Source organism: Gluconacetobacter dulcium, assembly GCF_014174165.1.
Lineage (GTDB): Bacteria > Pseudomonadota > Alphaproteobacteria > Acetobacterales > Acetobacteraceae > Gluconacetobacter > Gluconacetobacter dulcium.
This window is the reverse complement of the sequence record NZ_JABEQN010000004.1, coordinates 25,677-41,121: the sequence shown is the minus strand read 5'-3', so window position 1 is coordinate 41,121 and position 15,445 is coordinate 25,677. Positions and strand designations below refer to the sequence as shown.

Genomic DNA, 15,445 nt, shown 5'->3' with positions numbered 1-15,445 from the left:
TTAAGCATCACGCTGAGGTTGGCCGTCTGTGGTTTGACGGTTACTCGAACGGATGATCAAGAGGACGAAAAAATGCGTCTCCGCACGGCATTACTCGCCACCACGCTGATGGCAGCTGCACCTGTTGCAGCCAACGCGACAATCATTACCGGTCCGTATGTCGATCTGGGCGGTGGTTATAACCTGGTCCAGAACCAGCATGGCCATTTCGCCAACAATCCGACGGCTGGCATGTCCAGTTCGTCGCAGTACCGTCATCATGACGGCTTCACGGGCTTCGGCGCCTTCGGCTGGGGCCTTGGCAACGGCCTGCGCGTCGAGGTTGAAGGTCTCTATAACTATTCTGAGATCAATCACCGCAGCGGCACCGCTCCGGCCAGGACCAGCGGCAGCGACCAGTCCTATGGCGGCCTCGTGAACGTGCTGTATGATATCGACCTGAAGCAGTTCGGGATCGATGTTCCGGTGACGCCGTTCGTCGGTGTCGGTGCCGGCTATCTGTGGCAGCACTACAACCCGACCACGACCAGCTACGCCAGCTCGGCCAATCGCGTTGACCGCCTGGGCGGCACGACGGGTGGTTTCGCCTATCAGGGCATCGCCGGTGCGGCTTTCGACGTTCCGAACGTTCCGGGCCTGCAGATCACCGCGCAGTACCGCATGGTCGGCCAGACCTTCAACAACGGCTCGTTCACGATGTCCTCGTACAGCCCGTCGGGCCTGAGCCGTGGTCACGCGAACTTCGACCATCGCTTCAACCACCAGTTCATCCTGGGTCTGCGCTATGCGTTCGACACCGCGCCGCCGCCGCCGCCGCCGGCTCCGGTCGTTGTGCCGCCCGCCCCGACCCCGGCGCGCACCTATCTGGTGTTCTTCGACTGGGATCGTTCGGACCTGACGGGCCGCGCGCGTGAGATCGTGGCCGAAGCCGCCCAGGCTTCGACCCACATCCAGACGACGCGGATCGAAGTCAACGGCTACACCGACAACTCGGCGGCCCATCCGGGTCCGCGCGGCGAGAAGTACAATCTCGGCCTGTCCAACCGTCGCGCGCAGAGCGTGAAGGCTGAACTGATCCGTGACGGCGTGCCCGCGAACGCGATCGACATCCATGGTTACGGCGAGGCGCATCCGCTGGTTCCGACGGGTCCGAACACCCGCGAGCCGCAGAACCGTCGCGTGGAAATCATCCTGCACTGATCCTGGCGGTTTCCGCCTGGTTCGACAGGGTAAAGAGGGATGCCTTCGGGCATCCCTTTTTTATTGCGCGCCCTTCCTATCCATAGCCCCTATCCATAGCCAACGAGACCGCGCGACGTGCCGGATTCCCGCCCCTCTCCCGCCGATGCCCCGCGTCCCGGTGCGAAAGGCGATCTGCACGCCCGGATCTGGCCTTTCCTGAAATTCGGGATCGTCGGCACAACGGGGCTGGTCTGGGATACGCTGGCGGTCTACGGCTTCCGGCCCCTGCTGGGCCTGGCGGGCGCCACCGTGCTGGCCTATTTCATCGCGGCGAGCATGAACTGGCTGATGAACCGGCTCTGGACGTTCCGTCACGTCGTGCATGCCGACCGGCCCCTGGTTCAATGGGCCCGTTTCCTCCTGGCCAGTTCAGTGGGTTTCATCATGAATCGCGGCGTGGTCTTCACGCTGTTCCTGCTGTTTCCCCTCTGCCGGGCCTTTCCCGTCCTGGCTCTGGCCGCCGGGGCGCTTGCCGGCCTGGCCGCCAATTTCACGCTCAGCCACCGGCTGGTCTTTCGCCACCGGCAGCGGAGCCTCTAGATCCGGCGGATCAGAGCATACCGGACCGGCCGGCATGCCAGAACGCGGCCTCCAGCTTCACGGCGGTCCGGAATTCGGCAAGCAGCGCGGGATAGCGCCCCTCCGCGCCATAGCGCCCGGCCAGCCTTTCCAGAGTCATGAGCCCGGCATCCACCAGCCCGATAAATTTCTCGCCCCCATAAAGGGCAATCCAGTCCCAGTAGGGGTTCCCCTCCCGCCGGGTCGCCGGGTCCGCCATCAATCGGGCACCGATTTCGCCGTAGCCGATCAGGCACGGCGCCAGCGTCACGATCAGGTCCAGCAGATCGCCCGTCTGCCCCCGGTCGAGAATGAAGCGGGTATAGGCCAGCAGTTCCAGCGATTCGGGCTGGCCGTGCAGATCCTCCACGCACAGTCCCCATCCGGCGCAATAGGCAATATGCAGCGCCAGTTCGGTATCCAGCAGGCCGGACACGATGCCGGAGGCCGAGCGCATGTCCTCCATCGTATCGGCCTTGTAGATCGCCAGCGCATAAGCCCGCGCATATTGAATCAGGTACAGATAGTCCTGGATCAGGAAGCGCCTGAAATCGGCCTCGGGCAGCGTCCCGTCCGCCATGCCACGGACGAAGGGATGGTCGATGAACCGCTCCCAGTCCGCGCCGCAATCGCGCCGCAGCCTGCCGGCCAGGCCCTGTTCCAGGCGGGGCCAGTCCCGTTCCGCGATCCAGTTCATGCGTTCATCCTTCCGTCGGTGTTCTTATGGGGCGCCGATTCGCCTCACCGCGCGCCCTTGCTCTTCCTGCCGGGCACGCCGTGCGCTAGGTGATGGTATCCGAGCTTTCCAGCCTTCGCCATTTCAGGATCGTCAGCCCTCCGCCATGACCTCCACAAACGATATCCGCGCGACCTTCCTCGACTATTTCGCGGCCAACGGTCATCAGATCGTGCCGTCCTCGTCGCTGGTGCCGCGCAACGACCCGACCCTGCTGTTCACGAATGCCGGCATGGTCCAGTTCAAGAACGTCTTCACCGGGCAGGAAACCCGCCCCTACGCGCGCGCCACCACGGCGCAGAAGGTGGTCCGCGCCGGCGGCAAGCATAACGACCTGGACAATGTCGGTTACACCGCCCGCCATCACACCTTCTTCGAGATGATGGGGAATTTCTCCTTCGGCGATTATTTCAAGCCCGAAGCGATCGAATTCGCCTGGAACCTCATCACCCGCAATTTCGGCCTGTCCGCCGAAAAACTGCTGGTCACCGTCTACGCCGACGACGAAGACGCAGCCGCCCTGTGGCGCAAGATCGCGGGCCTGCCCGACCAGCGGATCATCCGCATCGGCACCTCCGACAATTTCTGGCGCATGGGCGACACCGGCCCCTGCGGCCCATGCTCGGAAATCTTCTACGACCACGGTCCCGACGTCCCCGGCGGCCCCCCCGGCTCGCCCGACGAGGACGGCGACCGGTTCGTCGAGATCTGGAACCTCGTGTTCATGCAGTTCTTCGAGGACCCGCCGGGCACCCGCTCGCCGCTGCCGCGTCCTTCGATCGACACCGGCATGGGGCTGGAACGTTTCGCCGCCATCATGCAGGGCAAGCGCGACAATTACGACACGGACACGATGCGCGCGCTGATCCTGGCCTCGGCCGAGGCCACGGGCCAGGACCCGGACGGTCCGTTCCGCGCCAGCCACCGCGTGGTGGCCGATCACCTGCGCTCCACCTCGTTCCTGATCGCGGACGGCGTGCTGCCGTCCAAGGACGGTCGCGGCTACGTCCTGCGCCGCATCATGCGCCGCGCGATGCGCCACCTGCACATGATGGGCACCAAGGAGACGGTGTTCCATCGCCTGGTTCCCGCCCTGGTGCGCCAGATGGGCGCCGCCTACCCCGAACTGGTCCAGGCCGAAGCCCTGATCCGCGAGACCATGCGCGGCGAGGAAGAACGCTTCAAGGCGATGCTGGAGCGCGGCCTGGCGCTGCTGTCCGACGAGACGGCCAAGCTGGGTGACGGCCAGAAACTGCCCGGCGACGTGGCGTTCAAACTCTACGACACGTTCGGCTTCCCGCTGGACCTGACGCAGGACGCCCTGCGCGGCGGCAGCCACGAGGTCGATGTCGCGGGCTTCGACGCCGCGATGCAGGTGCAGCGCGAGCGCGCCCGCGCCGCATGGAGCGGCTCGGGCGACAGCGCGACCGAAACCGTGTGGTTCGAGGCCCGCGACACGTTCGGCGCCACCGAGTTCCTGGGCTACGCGACCGAACAGGCCGACGCCGAAATCCAGGCCATCGTCAGCAACGGCCAGTCCGTGACCGACGCCCCGGCCGGAACCGAAGTCGCCCTGCTGCTCAACCAGACCCCGTTCTACGGCGAAAGCGGCGGCCAGGTCGGCGACACCGGCCTGATCACCGCGCCCGGCCTGCGTATCGCCGTCACCGACACCCAGAAGCGGCTGGGCGACCTGCTGGTGCATTCCGGCACGGTGATCGAGGGCACGGCCCGCGTCGGCCAGGCGGTCACCGCCACCGTCGATCACGAGCGACGCAGCGCGATCCGCGCGCATCATTCCGCCACCCACCTGCTGCACGAGGCCCTGCGCCGGCGCCTGGGCGCGCATGTCACGCAGAAAGGCAGCCTGAACGCACCCGACCGCCTGCGCTTCGACATCAGCCAGCCCCGCCCGCTGACGCCGGAGGAAATCGCCGAGGTCGAAGCCGAGGTCAATGCCCGCATCCGCGAGAACAGCGCGGTCACCACCCGCCCGATGTCGCAGGAGGAAGCGGTGGCACAGGGCGCGATGGCCCTGTTCGGCGAGAAATACGGCGACGAGGTCCGGGTCGTGTTCATGGGCCCGGCCGAGGAAAACCGTCCGGCCTGGTCGATCGAGCTGTGCGGCGGCACACACGTCAACCGCACCGGCGATATCGGCCTGTTCCGCATCACGTCGGAAAGCGGCGTCTCGGCCGGCATCCGGCGCATAGAGGCGGTCACCGGCAAGGCCGCCGAAACGGCCTCGATCGCTACCGAGCAGCGGCTGGCGCAGGTCGCGGCGATGCTGCGCGTCTCGGCCGCCGAAGCCCCCGAGCGGCTGGCGGTGATCCTCGAAGAACGCAAGGTCATGGAACGCCAGATCTCCGACCTGCAACGCAAGCTGGCCAGCGGCGGCGACGGCGGCGCCACCACCGAGACGATCAACGGCATCGGCTTCATCGCCCGCAATGTGGGCGATCTGCCGGCGCGCGAACTCAAGCCGCTGGCCGACTCCCTGCGCCAGCAGGTCGGCTCGGGCGTGGTGGCCCTGGTCTCCACCGCCGACGGCAAGGGCAGCGTGGTCGTCAGCGTCACCGCCGATCTCACCGAACGTTTCGACGCGGTCGAACTCGTGCGGGCCGCCAGTGCCGCCATGGGCGGCAAGGGCGGCGGCGGACGGCGCGACATGGCCCAGGCCGGCGGCCCGGACGTGGCGCAGGCCGACGCGGCGCTCGACGCGGTACGCAAGTCCCTGACCTGACCTCAATAGCCTCCCCATCGCCGTGTCCCGATGACACGGCGATGTGTCCGGTGCCTGACATAGTATGTCCCGAACCGTCGCAGGCGAAACCGGACCTGTGCCGTCCTCGTTTCCATGCTATCTTCGATGGGCCCGGCCATGCCGGCGCCCCGGTGCCCCCATGCCAAGACGGCACGCCTCCTTCGGGACGGCCGTTGTCAGGGTGACCGTTCGAACGCCACCGTGAAGTTCCAGGCGGACTTCAGAACATAGGGACCTTCGATGGCCGACACCGACGCCAAGAAAACATTGATCTCGCTCCTGCATGGGGTCGAGAAATTCAATGCCGAGATCTTCCCGCAGAATCGCGAACTGTTCGCGGAACTGGCGGGCCAGCAATCTCCGGACACGCTGTTCATCGCCTGCGCCGACAGCCGGGTGAATCCCAGCATGATCACGCAGACCCAGCCGGGCGACCTGTTCGTTCTGCGCAATATCGGCAATATCGTCCCCGCCTACGGCGAAATGCTGGGCGGCGTGTCGTCGGCCATCGAATATGCGGTCCTGGCACTGGGCGTATCGCATATCATCGTCTGCGGTCACTCCGATTGCGGGGCGATGAAGGCATTGCTGGACCCCGATCCGTCGAAACTGGCCCACATGCCCACCGTCGCCTCCTGGCTGCGCAATGCCGAAGCCGCGCGGGCCGTCGCGGGCGCCCTGAAGGCGACCGACGCGGGTCCGGAATCCGTCCGCAGCCTGGCGGAACAGAACGTGCTGCTGCAAATCGCCCATCTGCGCACCCATCCGGCCGTCGCCGCCGGCCTGGCTCGCAACACGCTGATCCTGCAAGGCTGGTTCTACGACATCGCCAGCGGCGAGGTCGTGATCCTGGACGAGTCCACACGCTCCAGCATCCATGTCGATGAAGCCATCTCCCGCCTGACCCGCGAGGTGGATGCGAAGCCTGTACAGGCCTGATCCACGATCGACGGCCATCCGCCTCCTGGCCTGCGCCGGGTGGCTGGTGGCCGTCCTCGCCGCACCGCCACGCCAAGGTGCCGCCGCCCGCACGATCAAGATCTCGACCTGGAACCTGGACTGGCTGACGGCTCGGCCGCAGGGCGACCCCGCCCTTCCCCCCGACCTTCATCATCGCAGCGACGCCGGCCTGCGCCAGTTGGCTCTCTACGCCACACGGCTCGGCGCCGACATCATCGGGTTTCAGGAAGTCGATTCCCCAGCCTTGGCCGCCCGCCTGTTCCCGCCCAACCGTTACCGGATCGTCATGAGCGACGATCATGTAGTCCAACGCGTCGGGCTGGCGGTCGCCGCCGGGCTGACCATCACCCGCCATCCGGATCTGTCGGCACTCGACGTCTATCCGCCCGACGCCCCCCACCATCTGCGGACGGGGCTGGATGTCACGATCGACGACGGCACCGCCAGCCTGCGCATCCTCATCGTGCATCTCAAGGCCGGCTGCCGCAACGCGGCCCTGGCGGACCGGCGACCGGCCTGCCGCACGCTCGCCCGGCAACTGACGGTGCTGGACGACTGGATTGCCCAGCGACAGGATGAAGGCGTAGCCTTCCTGGTCATGGGGGACTTCAACCGCAACCTCACCCCGTCCGACCCGTTCTTCCAGCAACTGGAAACCGACGGCCCGCTGACATTGACCACGGCCGGGCGCGCCAGCCCATGTTGGGGCGGCACCTATTTCATCGACCACATCCTGCTGGGCAACCAGGCCCGCGCATGGCTCCACCCCGACAGCCTCCGGGTCCTGACATACGATGCGCGGGACCCCGCCCAGGCGCCGGACCTGTCCGATCATTGCCCGGTCTCGATCGGGCTGGAAATGCCCTGACCGGGCAGGAAGGTTTCCCCATGGAATATCGCCATCTCGGCCGTTCCGGCCTGCGCGTCTCGGCCGTCGGGCTGGGCTGCAACAATCTGGGCGGCCGCATCGGGCTGGAGGACTCCCGGGCGGTGGTCCATCAGGCCCTGGACAGCGGCATCACCGTGTTCGACGTCGCGGACGTCTATGGCCGGCGCGAGGCCCATTACGGCGCCTCGGAGGAAACGCTGGGCGCCATCCTCGGGCCGCACCGCGACGCGATCGTGCTGGCCACCAAATTCGGCATGCCCATGGATGCCGAAGGTCATCTTCAGGGCGCGTCGCGCCGCTATATCCGCCAGGCCGTCGAAGCCAGCCTGACCCGCCTGCGCACGGACCGGATCGACTTGTACCAGGTCCACACCCCCGACCCGGCCACCCCGATCGAGGAAACCCTGCGCGCCCTGGACGACCTGACCCGCGAGGGAAAGATCCTTTACGCCGGCTGCTCCAACTTTCCCGCCTGGCAGGTCGCCGACGCCTGCCACATCGCCCGCGCGACCGGACAGGCCGGCTTCATCTCATGCCAGGACGAACTGTCACTGCTGGCGCGCGACGCATTGCGCGACCTGGTGCCGGCGATCCGTCATTACGGCCTGGGGCTGCTCCCTTACTTCCCATTGGCCAGCGGCATCCTGACCGGGAAATACCATCGCGACACCCCGCCACCCCCCGGCAGCCGGCTGAGTGCGTGGATTCATCTGGCCGACCGCTACCTGACGGACGCCAACTGGACCCTTCTCGACCGGCTGAATACCGTAGCGCGCACGCACGGGCGCAGCCTGACCGAACTGGCCTTCGGCTGGCTCCTGTCGCACGATGTCGTAGGATCGGTCATTGCCGGCGCCACCCGCCCCGCTCAGATCGAGGCCAACGTCGCCGCCGCCGCGCACCCGCTGACGGCGGAAGAACGCACGGCGCTCGAAACCGCGCTCTCCGGCGACGACTGACCATCCATCAGGCCCAACCGCCCGCGCCATGAAAAGCGAGGCGGCCCCGAAGACGGGTCAGGCGGGCCACACTCCCGAGAAAAAAGCCGCCCGCCAACCGATCAGGATCATGCCGATGACAAACAGGATCGCACCCATCAACTGAAAGACATCGCGCAGCGGGGTCTGGGGCGCGCGATCCTCGATTTCAGGCATGCACTGCTCCCTTTCTGTATTATTATTACTGTTTTTAACACCCGTGATGACAGCACGAAAAGGGGCGACACGCCCGGTGACTTGTTTTGTGAAGAAAACACCATCGTGCAGGACACAAAAGCGCGTCACACTCCCGTCAGGAACGATCTGAAAATAACGCGCCTCGCATGACCGGCAGACTGAAGGGCCAGCCGACTGTGGGGACGGAGCAGCCTGTCACCCAGGATGGCGCAGCAGGCCCCCTTCCACCCGCACGGTCGCCCCGGTCGTGGCGGATGCCTGCGGCGAGCAGACATAGGCAACCATGCTGGCGATCTCCTCGGGCTCCGCCAGACGGCGGATCAACGAGGCCGGGCGGTGCTGCGGCACGAACTCGGCCATGATCTCCTCGATCGGCCGACCGGTCTCCCGCGCCGCCGTGGCGAACATCTCCATCACGCCTTCGGTCCGCGTCGGCCCCGGCAGCACCGAATTGACCGTCACGCCCGTTCCGGGAACCCCCTCGGCAATCCCACGGGCAATGGCGACCTGCGCGGCCTTGGAGAACCCGTAGGCAACCATGTCCGCCGGAATATTCAGCGCCGATTCGCTGGAGACGAACACCACGCGCCCCCACGCCCGCTCCACCATGCCCGGCAGATAATGGCGGGTCAGGCGCACGCCGCTCAGTACATTGATGTCGAAGAAACGCTGCCAATCCTCGTCCGGCGTCTCAAGAAACGGCTTCTGCTCGAAAATACCCAGATTATTGACGAGAATATCGGCCTGCGGAACGAGGCGGATAAAGCCGTCGATCCCCTCTTTCGTGCCCAGATCGCCCGGCACGCCGCGCAGCCGCGCGGTGGGCATGCGGGTCCGGATAGAGGCCATGGCCTCATCCACACGGGCCTGGCTGCGGCCGTTGACGATCACATCCGCCCCGGTTTCGGCCAGCGCCAGCGCGACAGCCAGCCCGATCCCGGCGGTCGAGCCGCTGACGATCGCCGTTTTTCCTGCCAGATCGATTTTCATTCCGCTTCCTCCTTCCGCATGTCCGTCACCACAAGCGGGGTGTGTCGTCAGGCCGCCTTCTCCTGTTCCGCCAGGCGACCCAGGGCCTGAACCGTGTCCTTCGCCAGACGGATGCGCTGCGCATTCGTCATCTCACGCACCAGCGCCAGCTTGTGGTCTGGACGTAGGCGGACATTGCCCTCTTTCTGCTTCGCCATCCATGCCACCAACCCGGCGGGATTGGCGAAATGATTGCCCCGGAACTGGATCACCATCCCTTTCGGCCCAGCCTCCAGCCGCTCGACACCCGCCTCACGGCACAGGCGCTTGATCGCGACGACATCCAGCAGGTTGCGCACCGGATCGGGCAACGAGCCGAACCGATCCACCAGTTCGGCCTCCATCGCCTCGATCTCGGCATCGTTCGCCAGCCCGGCGATGCGGCGATACAGCCCCAGCCGCACCGGCAGGTCCGGCACATACTCTTCCGGAATCAGCACCGGCAGGCCGAGGATGATATTCGGCGTCCAGTCCCGGTCCGCGGCCTTGCGCCGGCCCTTCTCGGCCCGCAGTTCCGCCACCGCGTCTTCCAGCATCTGCTGGTAGAGTTCGATTCCGACCTCGCGGATATGACCCGACTGCTCGTCACCCAGCAGGTTGCCCGCGCCGCGCAGATCCAGATCATGCGAGGCCAGGGTAAAGCCCGCGCCCAGCGTATCGAGCGTCTGCATGACCTCCAGCCGCTTCTCGGCGGCGGCGGAGAGCACATGCGTCTGCGGCCAGGTCAGGTAGGCATAGCCGCGCTGCTTGCCGCGTCCCACGCGCCCGCGAAGCTGGTAAAGCTGCCCCAGCCCGAACATGTCGGCCCGATGGATGATCAGCGTATTCACCGCCGGCATGTCCAGCCCGCTTTCCACGATATTGGTGGAGAGCAGGATGTCGTATTTGCCGTCGCTGAATTCGGTCATCACCCGTTCCAGCTCGGTGGGCGTCAGGCGCCCATGGGCCTGCACCAGCCGCGCGTCGGGCACGATCTCCTGCAAGCGCGCGCCCATCCGGTCCAGATCCTCGATCCGCGGCACCACGCAGAAGATCTGCCCGCCCCGGAACCGCTCGCGCTGGATCGCCTCGCGGATCACCACGCTGTCGAAGGGCATGATGAAGGTACGCACCGCCAGCCGGTCGGTCGGCGGCGTGGCAATCAGGCTCATCTCCCGCACGCCGGTCAGCGCCAGTTGCAGCGTGCGCGGCAGCGGCGTGGCCGACAGGGTCAGGACATGCACATCCTCGCGCAGCGCCTTCAGCTTCTCCTTGTGGGAGACCCCGAAATGCTGCTCCTCGTCGATGATCAGCAATCCCAGATCGGCAAACTGCACGCCCTTGGCCAGCAGGGCATGGGTGCCGATGATGATGTTGACCGTGCCGTCGGCCAGCCCCTTGCGCACGGCAGCCGCTTCCTTGGCCGTCACCATGCGCGACAATTGCGCCACCGTCACCGGCAGCCCGGCGAACCGGGCGGAGAACGTGCGGAAATGCTGCCGCGCCAGCAACGTGGTCGGCACCACCACCGCCACCTGCGCGCCCGACATCGCGGCCACGAAGGCCGCACGCAACGCCACCTCGGTCTTGCCGAACCCGACATCGCCGCACACCAGACGATCCATCGGCCGGCCGGAGCCCATATCCTCCAGCACATCGACAATGGCGCGCGACTGGTCCTCTGTCTCCGCAAAGGGGAACCGACTGCAAAATTCGTCCCACAGCCCTTCCGCCGGGGTCAGGCTGGGCGCCTCGCGCAGGGCGCGCATCGCGGCGGTACGGATCAGCTCGCCCGCCATGTCGCGAATGCGCTGCTTCATCCGCGCCTTGCGGTTCTGCCACGACGCCCCGCCCAGCTTGTCCAGCGCCACCCCGGCCTGATCGGACCCGAAGCGACTGAGCAGCTCGATATTCTCGACCGGCAGAAACAGCTTCTCGCTGCCGTCATAGACCAGACGCAGGCAGTCATGCGGCGCGCTGCCGACCGCCACCGTCTCCAGCCCGTCATAGCGGCCGATGCCGTAATCCTGATGCACCACCAGATCGCCTTCCGCGATCTCCGACGCTTCGGCGATAAACTGGTCGGCCCGCTTGCGTCGGCGCGGCGGTCGCGCAATCCGCTCGCCCAGCAGATCCTGTTCCGACACGAAGGCCAGATTGTCGGCAATGAAGCCGCGCTCCAGCCCCAGCGTCAGCAACCCGACGGTGCCGGCCGGCAGAGCCTGCGCCTGGGTCCAGGTCTCGAAACTCTCGGCCCGCATGCCATGCTCGCGCAGCAGCGTCGCGATCCGCTCGCGCGATCCACGGGTCCAGGCCGACAGATAGACCCGGCGCCCGGTCTCGCCCCATTGCCGAACCTGCGCATCGAGCATGGCGAACACGTTCTCACGCGATCCATCCACCGCCGAGCGGGCAAACAGGATTCCCGGCCGCCCAAGCGCGTCGATCCCCTCCGCCCCATCCGGGCGGGAAAAGGGGTTGAACACCACCACCGGGCGGCCGGCCAGCATGCCGTCCCACCCCTTGCGGTCCAGATACATCAGATGCGGCGGCAGAGGACGATACGGAACCTCGCCCTCGCGCACCGGCTGGCGCCGCTCCTCGAAATGGTCGGCGATCATCTCCAGCCGCGACGACAGAACCTCGTCCGCCTGATGCGCCATGATCACCGCCACACCCGGCAGATAATCGACCAGCGTTTCCAGATGTTCGTAGAACAGCGGCAACCAGTGCTCCAGCCCGGCATGGCGCCGCCCGTCGGAGACATGCTGGTAGAGCGGGTCGCCGGCGGCGGCCGGCCCGAACAGATCGCGCCAACCGGTACGAAAGCGCGAAATACTGGCCTGATCGAGGCTGAAATCGGCCACCGGACGCATCACGAACCGGTCCAGCCGCTCGGAGGACCGCTGGGTGGCCGGGTCGAACCGACGGATATTCTCAACCTCGTCGCCGAACAGGTCCAGCCGCACCGGCTCCGCCTCGCCGGAGGGGAATATGTCGAAGATGCCGCCACGGGTCGCAAATTCGCCCGGCTCCATCACCGTATCGGTGCGGTTGTAGCCGTTGGTCACCAGCAGTTCGATCAGGAATTCCTGGTCCAGATTATCGCCGGCCGCGACCGTCAGCGACTGGCCGCGAAAGGCCGCGCGCGGCGTCACCCGCTGCACCAGCCCCCCCACCGTGGTCAACACGATGCGCGGCCCCGTCGCGGGCTCCAGCAGACGCGTCAGTGTCGCGACCCGTTCGGCGACGATCGCCGGATTGGGCGACACCCGATCGTAGGGAAGGCAATCCCACGCCGGAAAACGCAGGACCTCCGCATGCGGCGCGATGAACGAGAGCAGGTCGCCGATCCGCGCCATGGCCGCGTCGTCGCGCGCCACATGCAGCACCGGCCCGTCATGCTCGCGCGCGCGCCGGGCGACGAGAAAGGCGTCGTACCCATCCGGCACGCCCCAGACATTCATCCAGCCGGAAGGCCCGGCGGGCTGGTCCCTTCCCTCTGCTGTCATCGTTCTCCCCGGATCGCGGCCTGCCGGGCGGGATCGTTGGCGTCGGCGATGATCGCGCGCATCATCGGGCAATCGACCTCCGCCGGCACCGGCTTGCGGCCACTCAGCCAGTCCGCCAGATCGGCGTCAGGCAGGTCCATCACCGTTTCCAGCGCATCCATGTCCGCCTCCGACATCCCCGCCAGACGCGGCGCCACGAAGCCGCCGATCAGGATGTCGGCCTCATGCGTGCCGCGATGCGTGGCGCGGAAATAGATCCGGCGACGGCGCGGATCGAGGGTCGAAAAGTCCGGTATGTCGAGGGACATGGTGCCTGCCCTGATATGGTTTCGTTTTGTTCCTTCGCGTTGCTGTCCTATAGCCCTCCGTCAGGGTCCTGTCAGCCCGGCAGTCGCACCGCCCCCCAGAAACGGCCCCCGCAGAAAGAAACCGGGGAATTGAGGACGATCGAGCCCAGCGTGTCCGATACCACCCCCCAGGACGATTCACCGGGCCTCCTCGGCCCGCTTCTGGCCCCGCTCGCCACGCTGCCAGGGGTCGGCGCCGCCACCGCGAAGCTGCTGGCGCGCGCGACCAGCGGCACGCGCGTGGCGGACCTGCTGTTCCACCTTCCCGAATCCGTGATCGACCGACGCTATCGCCCCCCGATGCGCGATGCCGTTCCGGGCCGGATCTGCACCCTGTCGGGCACCGTGCAGCGGATCGACGCCCCCGCGCGCGGCTCGCGCCAACCCTGGCGGGTCCGCCTGTCGGACGGCAGCGGCGCGATCGACCTGGCGTTTTTCTCCCCCTATCAGGCACGACAGATGGTCACCGGCAGCGCGGTCGCGATCTCGGGCATGCTGGATTCGTTCGGCGACCGACTCTCGATCGCCAACCCCGACCACATCGTGCCGGGCGGCGACATCGGGCGCATCCCGATGCTGGACCCGGTCTGGCCGCTGACGGCGGGCCTCTTCCCCCGCCATGTCCGCAACGCGCTGCAACAGGTCTTCCAGCACTTCCCCGCCCTGCCGGAATGGCTGGACCCCACGCTCGTCGCACGCCGGCACTGGCCGGATTTCGAAACCGCGCTCCGCCAGTTGCACTGCCCCGATGAATTTCCCGACCTGCTGAAGGACGATGCCTACGCCGCCGCGTCCGAACGGGCGCGCCTGCGCCTGGCCTGCGACGAACTGCTGGCCGAACAGGTGGCGATGGCCGAAGCCCGGCGGCGCAACCGCAACCGTCCCGGCCGGTCGATCGTGCCCACAGGCGCGCTGCGCACCACATCGCTGGAGCGTTTCGGCCACCTTCCGACCGGCGCCCAGACCCGCGCCCTGCGTGAGATCGACGCCGACCTCGCATCCCCCAGCCCGATGCTGCGCCTGGTGCAGGGCGATGTCGGCGCGGGCAAGACGCTGGTTGCCCTGCAAGCGATGCTGGGCGTGGTGGAGGCCGGCCACCAGGCGGTGCTCATGGCCCCGACCGAAATCCTGGCCCGCCAGCACCTGGCCACCTTCACCCGGCTGGCCCCCGTCCCGGTCGCCTTCCTCAGCGGCAGCATCAAGGGCCGCGCCCGACGCGCGGTGCTGGACGAGATTTCCACCGGCCGCGCCCCCCTGGTGGTCGGCACGCACGCCCTGTTTCAGGACAAGGTGGTCTTCGCCGACCTCGCGCTGGCGGTGATCGACGAACAGCACCGTTTCGGCGTCGAACAGCGGCTCCTGCTGGGCGAAAAAGGCCACCTCACCGACATCCTGGTCATGACCGCCACGCCGATTCCCCGCACCCTGCTCCTGACCCAGTGGGGCGAAATGCAGGTCAGCCGCCTGGACGAAAAGCCGGCGGGCCGTCTGCCCATCCGCACCTCGCTGCACGCCATGGCGTCACTGGGCGACCTGCTGGATGGCATCGGCCGCGCCATCGCCGGCGGCGCGCGCGTCTTCTGGGTCTGCCCGCTGGTCAGCGAGAGCGAGGCCCTGGACATCGCGGCGGCGGAAGCCCGCTTCGCGGTGCTGGCCGAACGGTTCGGCCCGATCGTGGGCCTGGCCCACGGCCAGCAGGACATCGCGGTGCGCGAGGCCGCGATCGCCGATTTCGCCGCCGGCCGCACGCGCATCCTGGTCGCGACGACGGTGATCGAGGTCGGGGTCGACATCCCCGCCGCCACGGTCATGGTCATCGAGCACGCCGAACGGTTCGGCCTGGCGCAGTTGCACCAGTTGCGCGGCCGCGTCGGTCGCGGCGGCGACGAATCCTTCTGCCTGCTGCTGCATGACGACGCCCTGGGCAAGACGGCGCGGCGCAGACTGTCCCTGCTGCGCGACACCGAAGACGGCTTCCTGATCGCCGACGAGGATTTCCGCCTGCGCGGCGGCGGCGACCTGACGGGCCGCCGCCAGTCCGGCCTGCCGGACCTGCGACTGGCCACCGGCGCCCGGCTGGACCTGCTGGTCGCGATCGCAGCACAGGACGCGCAACGGATCGTCGAAGGCAACGCCGAGACAAGGCGCGGCGCGGTCGCCCTGGCCGTGGAACTGTTCGACCGCCACGACGCCGCCCGAGCCCTACGCTCCGGCTAGAGCAGACCCTCGGCGCCGCGAAGAACGCGCCCGCCCT

Annotated in this window: 12 protein-coding genes; 7 read left to right on the top strand and 5 right to left on the bottom strand. The window is 67.3% G+C overall.

Annotated features, from left to right (window positions below; genetic code table 11):
* The first annotated feature begins 72 nt into the window (after positions 1-72).
* Positions 73-1,200, top strand: coding sequence for an OmpA family protein (locus HLH25_RS04325; protein ID WP_182972911.1), 1,128 nt, complete (start codon positions 73-75; stop codon positions 1,198-1,200).
* 117 nt (positions 1,201-1,317) lie between these two features.
* Positions 1,318-1,782 (top strand): GtrA family protein, encoded by a 465-nt coding sequence (locus HLH25_RS04320; protein WP_310889047.1) that lies wholly within the window; start codon positions 1,318-1,320, stop codon positions 1,780-1,782.
* Positions 1,783-1,792: 10 nt separating this feature from the next.
* Here the strand turns inward: HLH25_RS04320 and HLH25_RS04315 are convergent, their stop codons facing one another.
* Complete coding sequence (locus HLH25_RS04315) at positions 1,793-2,497, bottom strand: TenA family protein (RefSeq protein ID WP_182972910.1); 705 nt, start codon at positions 2,495-2,497, stop codon at positions 1,793-1,795.
* Positions 2,498-2,642: 145 nt separating this feature from the next.
* Here HLH25_RS04315 and alaS point away from each other — a divergent pair, with 145 nt between their 5' ends.
* The 4 genes from alaS to HLH25_RS04295 all read left to right on the top strand — a co-directional run bounded on the left by alaS (position 2,643) and on the right by HLH25_RS04295 (position 8,108).
* Positions 2,643-5,279, top strand: coding sequence for an alanine--tRNA ligase (gene alaS / locus HLH25_RS04310; protein ID WP_182972909.1), 2,637 nt, complete (start codon positions 2,643-2,645; stop codon positions 5,277-5,279).
* Between the two features lie 261 nt (positions 5,280-5,540).
* A complete protein-coding gene (locus tag HLH25_RS04305; protein WP_182972908.1) occupies positions 5,541-6,239 on the top strand; it encodes a carbonic anhydrase in 699 nt (232 codons plus the stop codon).
* Positions 6,217-7,128 (top strand): endonuclease/exonuclease/phosphatase family protein, encoded by a 912-nt coding sequence (locus HLH25_RS04300; protein ID WP_182972907.1) that lies wholly within the window; start codon positions 6,217-6,219, stop codon positions 7,126-7,128. The genes HLH25_RS04305 and HLH25_RS04300 overlap by 23 nt, the downstream gene beginning before the upstream one ends.
* Positions 7,129-7,148: 20 nt before the next feature.
* Entirely contained in the window at positions 7,149-8,108 is a 960-nt protein-coding gene (locus HLH25_RS04295) for an aldo/keto reductase (RefSeq protein ID WP_182972906.1), read from the top strand.
* A 57-nt stretch (positions 8,109-8,165) separates the two neighbouring features.
* Here HLH25_RS04295 and HLH25_RS04290 read toward each other — a convergent pair whose 3' ends face one another.
* The 4 genes from HLH25_RS04290 to HLH25_RS04275 form a co-directional block, all read right to left on the bottom strand.
* Positions 8,166-8,303 (bottom strand): hypothetical protein, encoded by a 138-nt coding sequence (locus tag HLH25_RS04290; RefSeq protein ID WP_182972905.1) that lies wholly within the window; start codon positions 8,301-8,303, stop codon positions 8,166-8,168.
* A gap of 216 nt (positions 8,304-8,519) precedes the next feature.
* Positions 8,520-9,314 (bottom strand): SDR family NAD(P)-dependent oxidoreductase, encoded by a 795-nt coding sequence (locus HLH25_RS04285; protein WP_182972904.1) that lies wholly within the window; start codon positions 9,312-9,314, stop codon positions 8,520-8,522.
* 47 nt (positions 9,315-9,361) lie between these two features.
* On the bottom strand, positions 9,362-12,844 hold the full coding sequence (mfd, locus tag HLH25_RS04280) for a transcription-repair coupling factor (RefSeq protein ID WP_246401287.1): 3,483 nt from the start codon (positions 12,842-12,844) through the stop codon (positions 9,362-9,364).
* A complete protein-coding gene (locus tag HLH25_RS04275) occupies positions 12,841-13,152 on the bottom strand; it encodes an FAD assembly factor SdhE (protein ID WP_182972903.1) in 312 nt (103 codons plus the stop codon). The genes mfd and HLH25_RS04275 overlap by 4 nt, the downstream gene beginning before the upstream one ends.
* Positions 13,153-13,290: 138 nt before the next feature.
* On the opposite strand from HLH25_RS04275, the gene recG reads away from it, so the two are divergent.
* Positions 13,291-15,408 (top strand): ATP-dependent DNA helicase RecG, encoded by a 2,118-nt coding sequence (gene recG, locus HLH25_RS04270; protein ID WP_310889048.1) that lies wholly within the window; start codon positions 13,291-13,293, stop codon positions 15,406-15,408.
* The last annotated feature ends 37 nt before the right edge of the window (positions 15,409-15,445 follow it).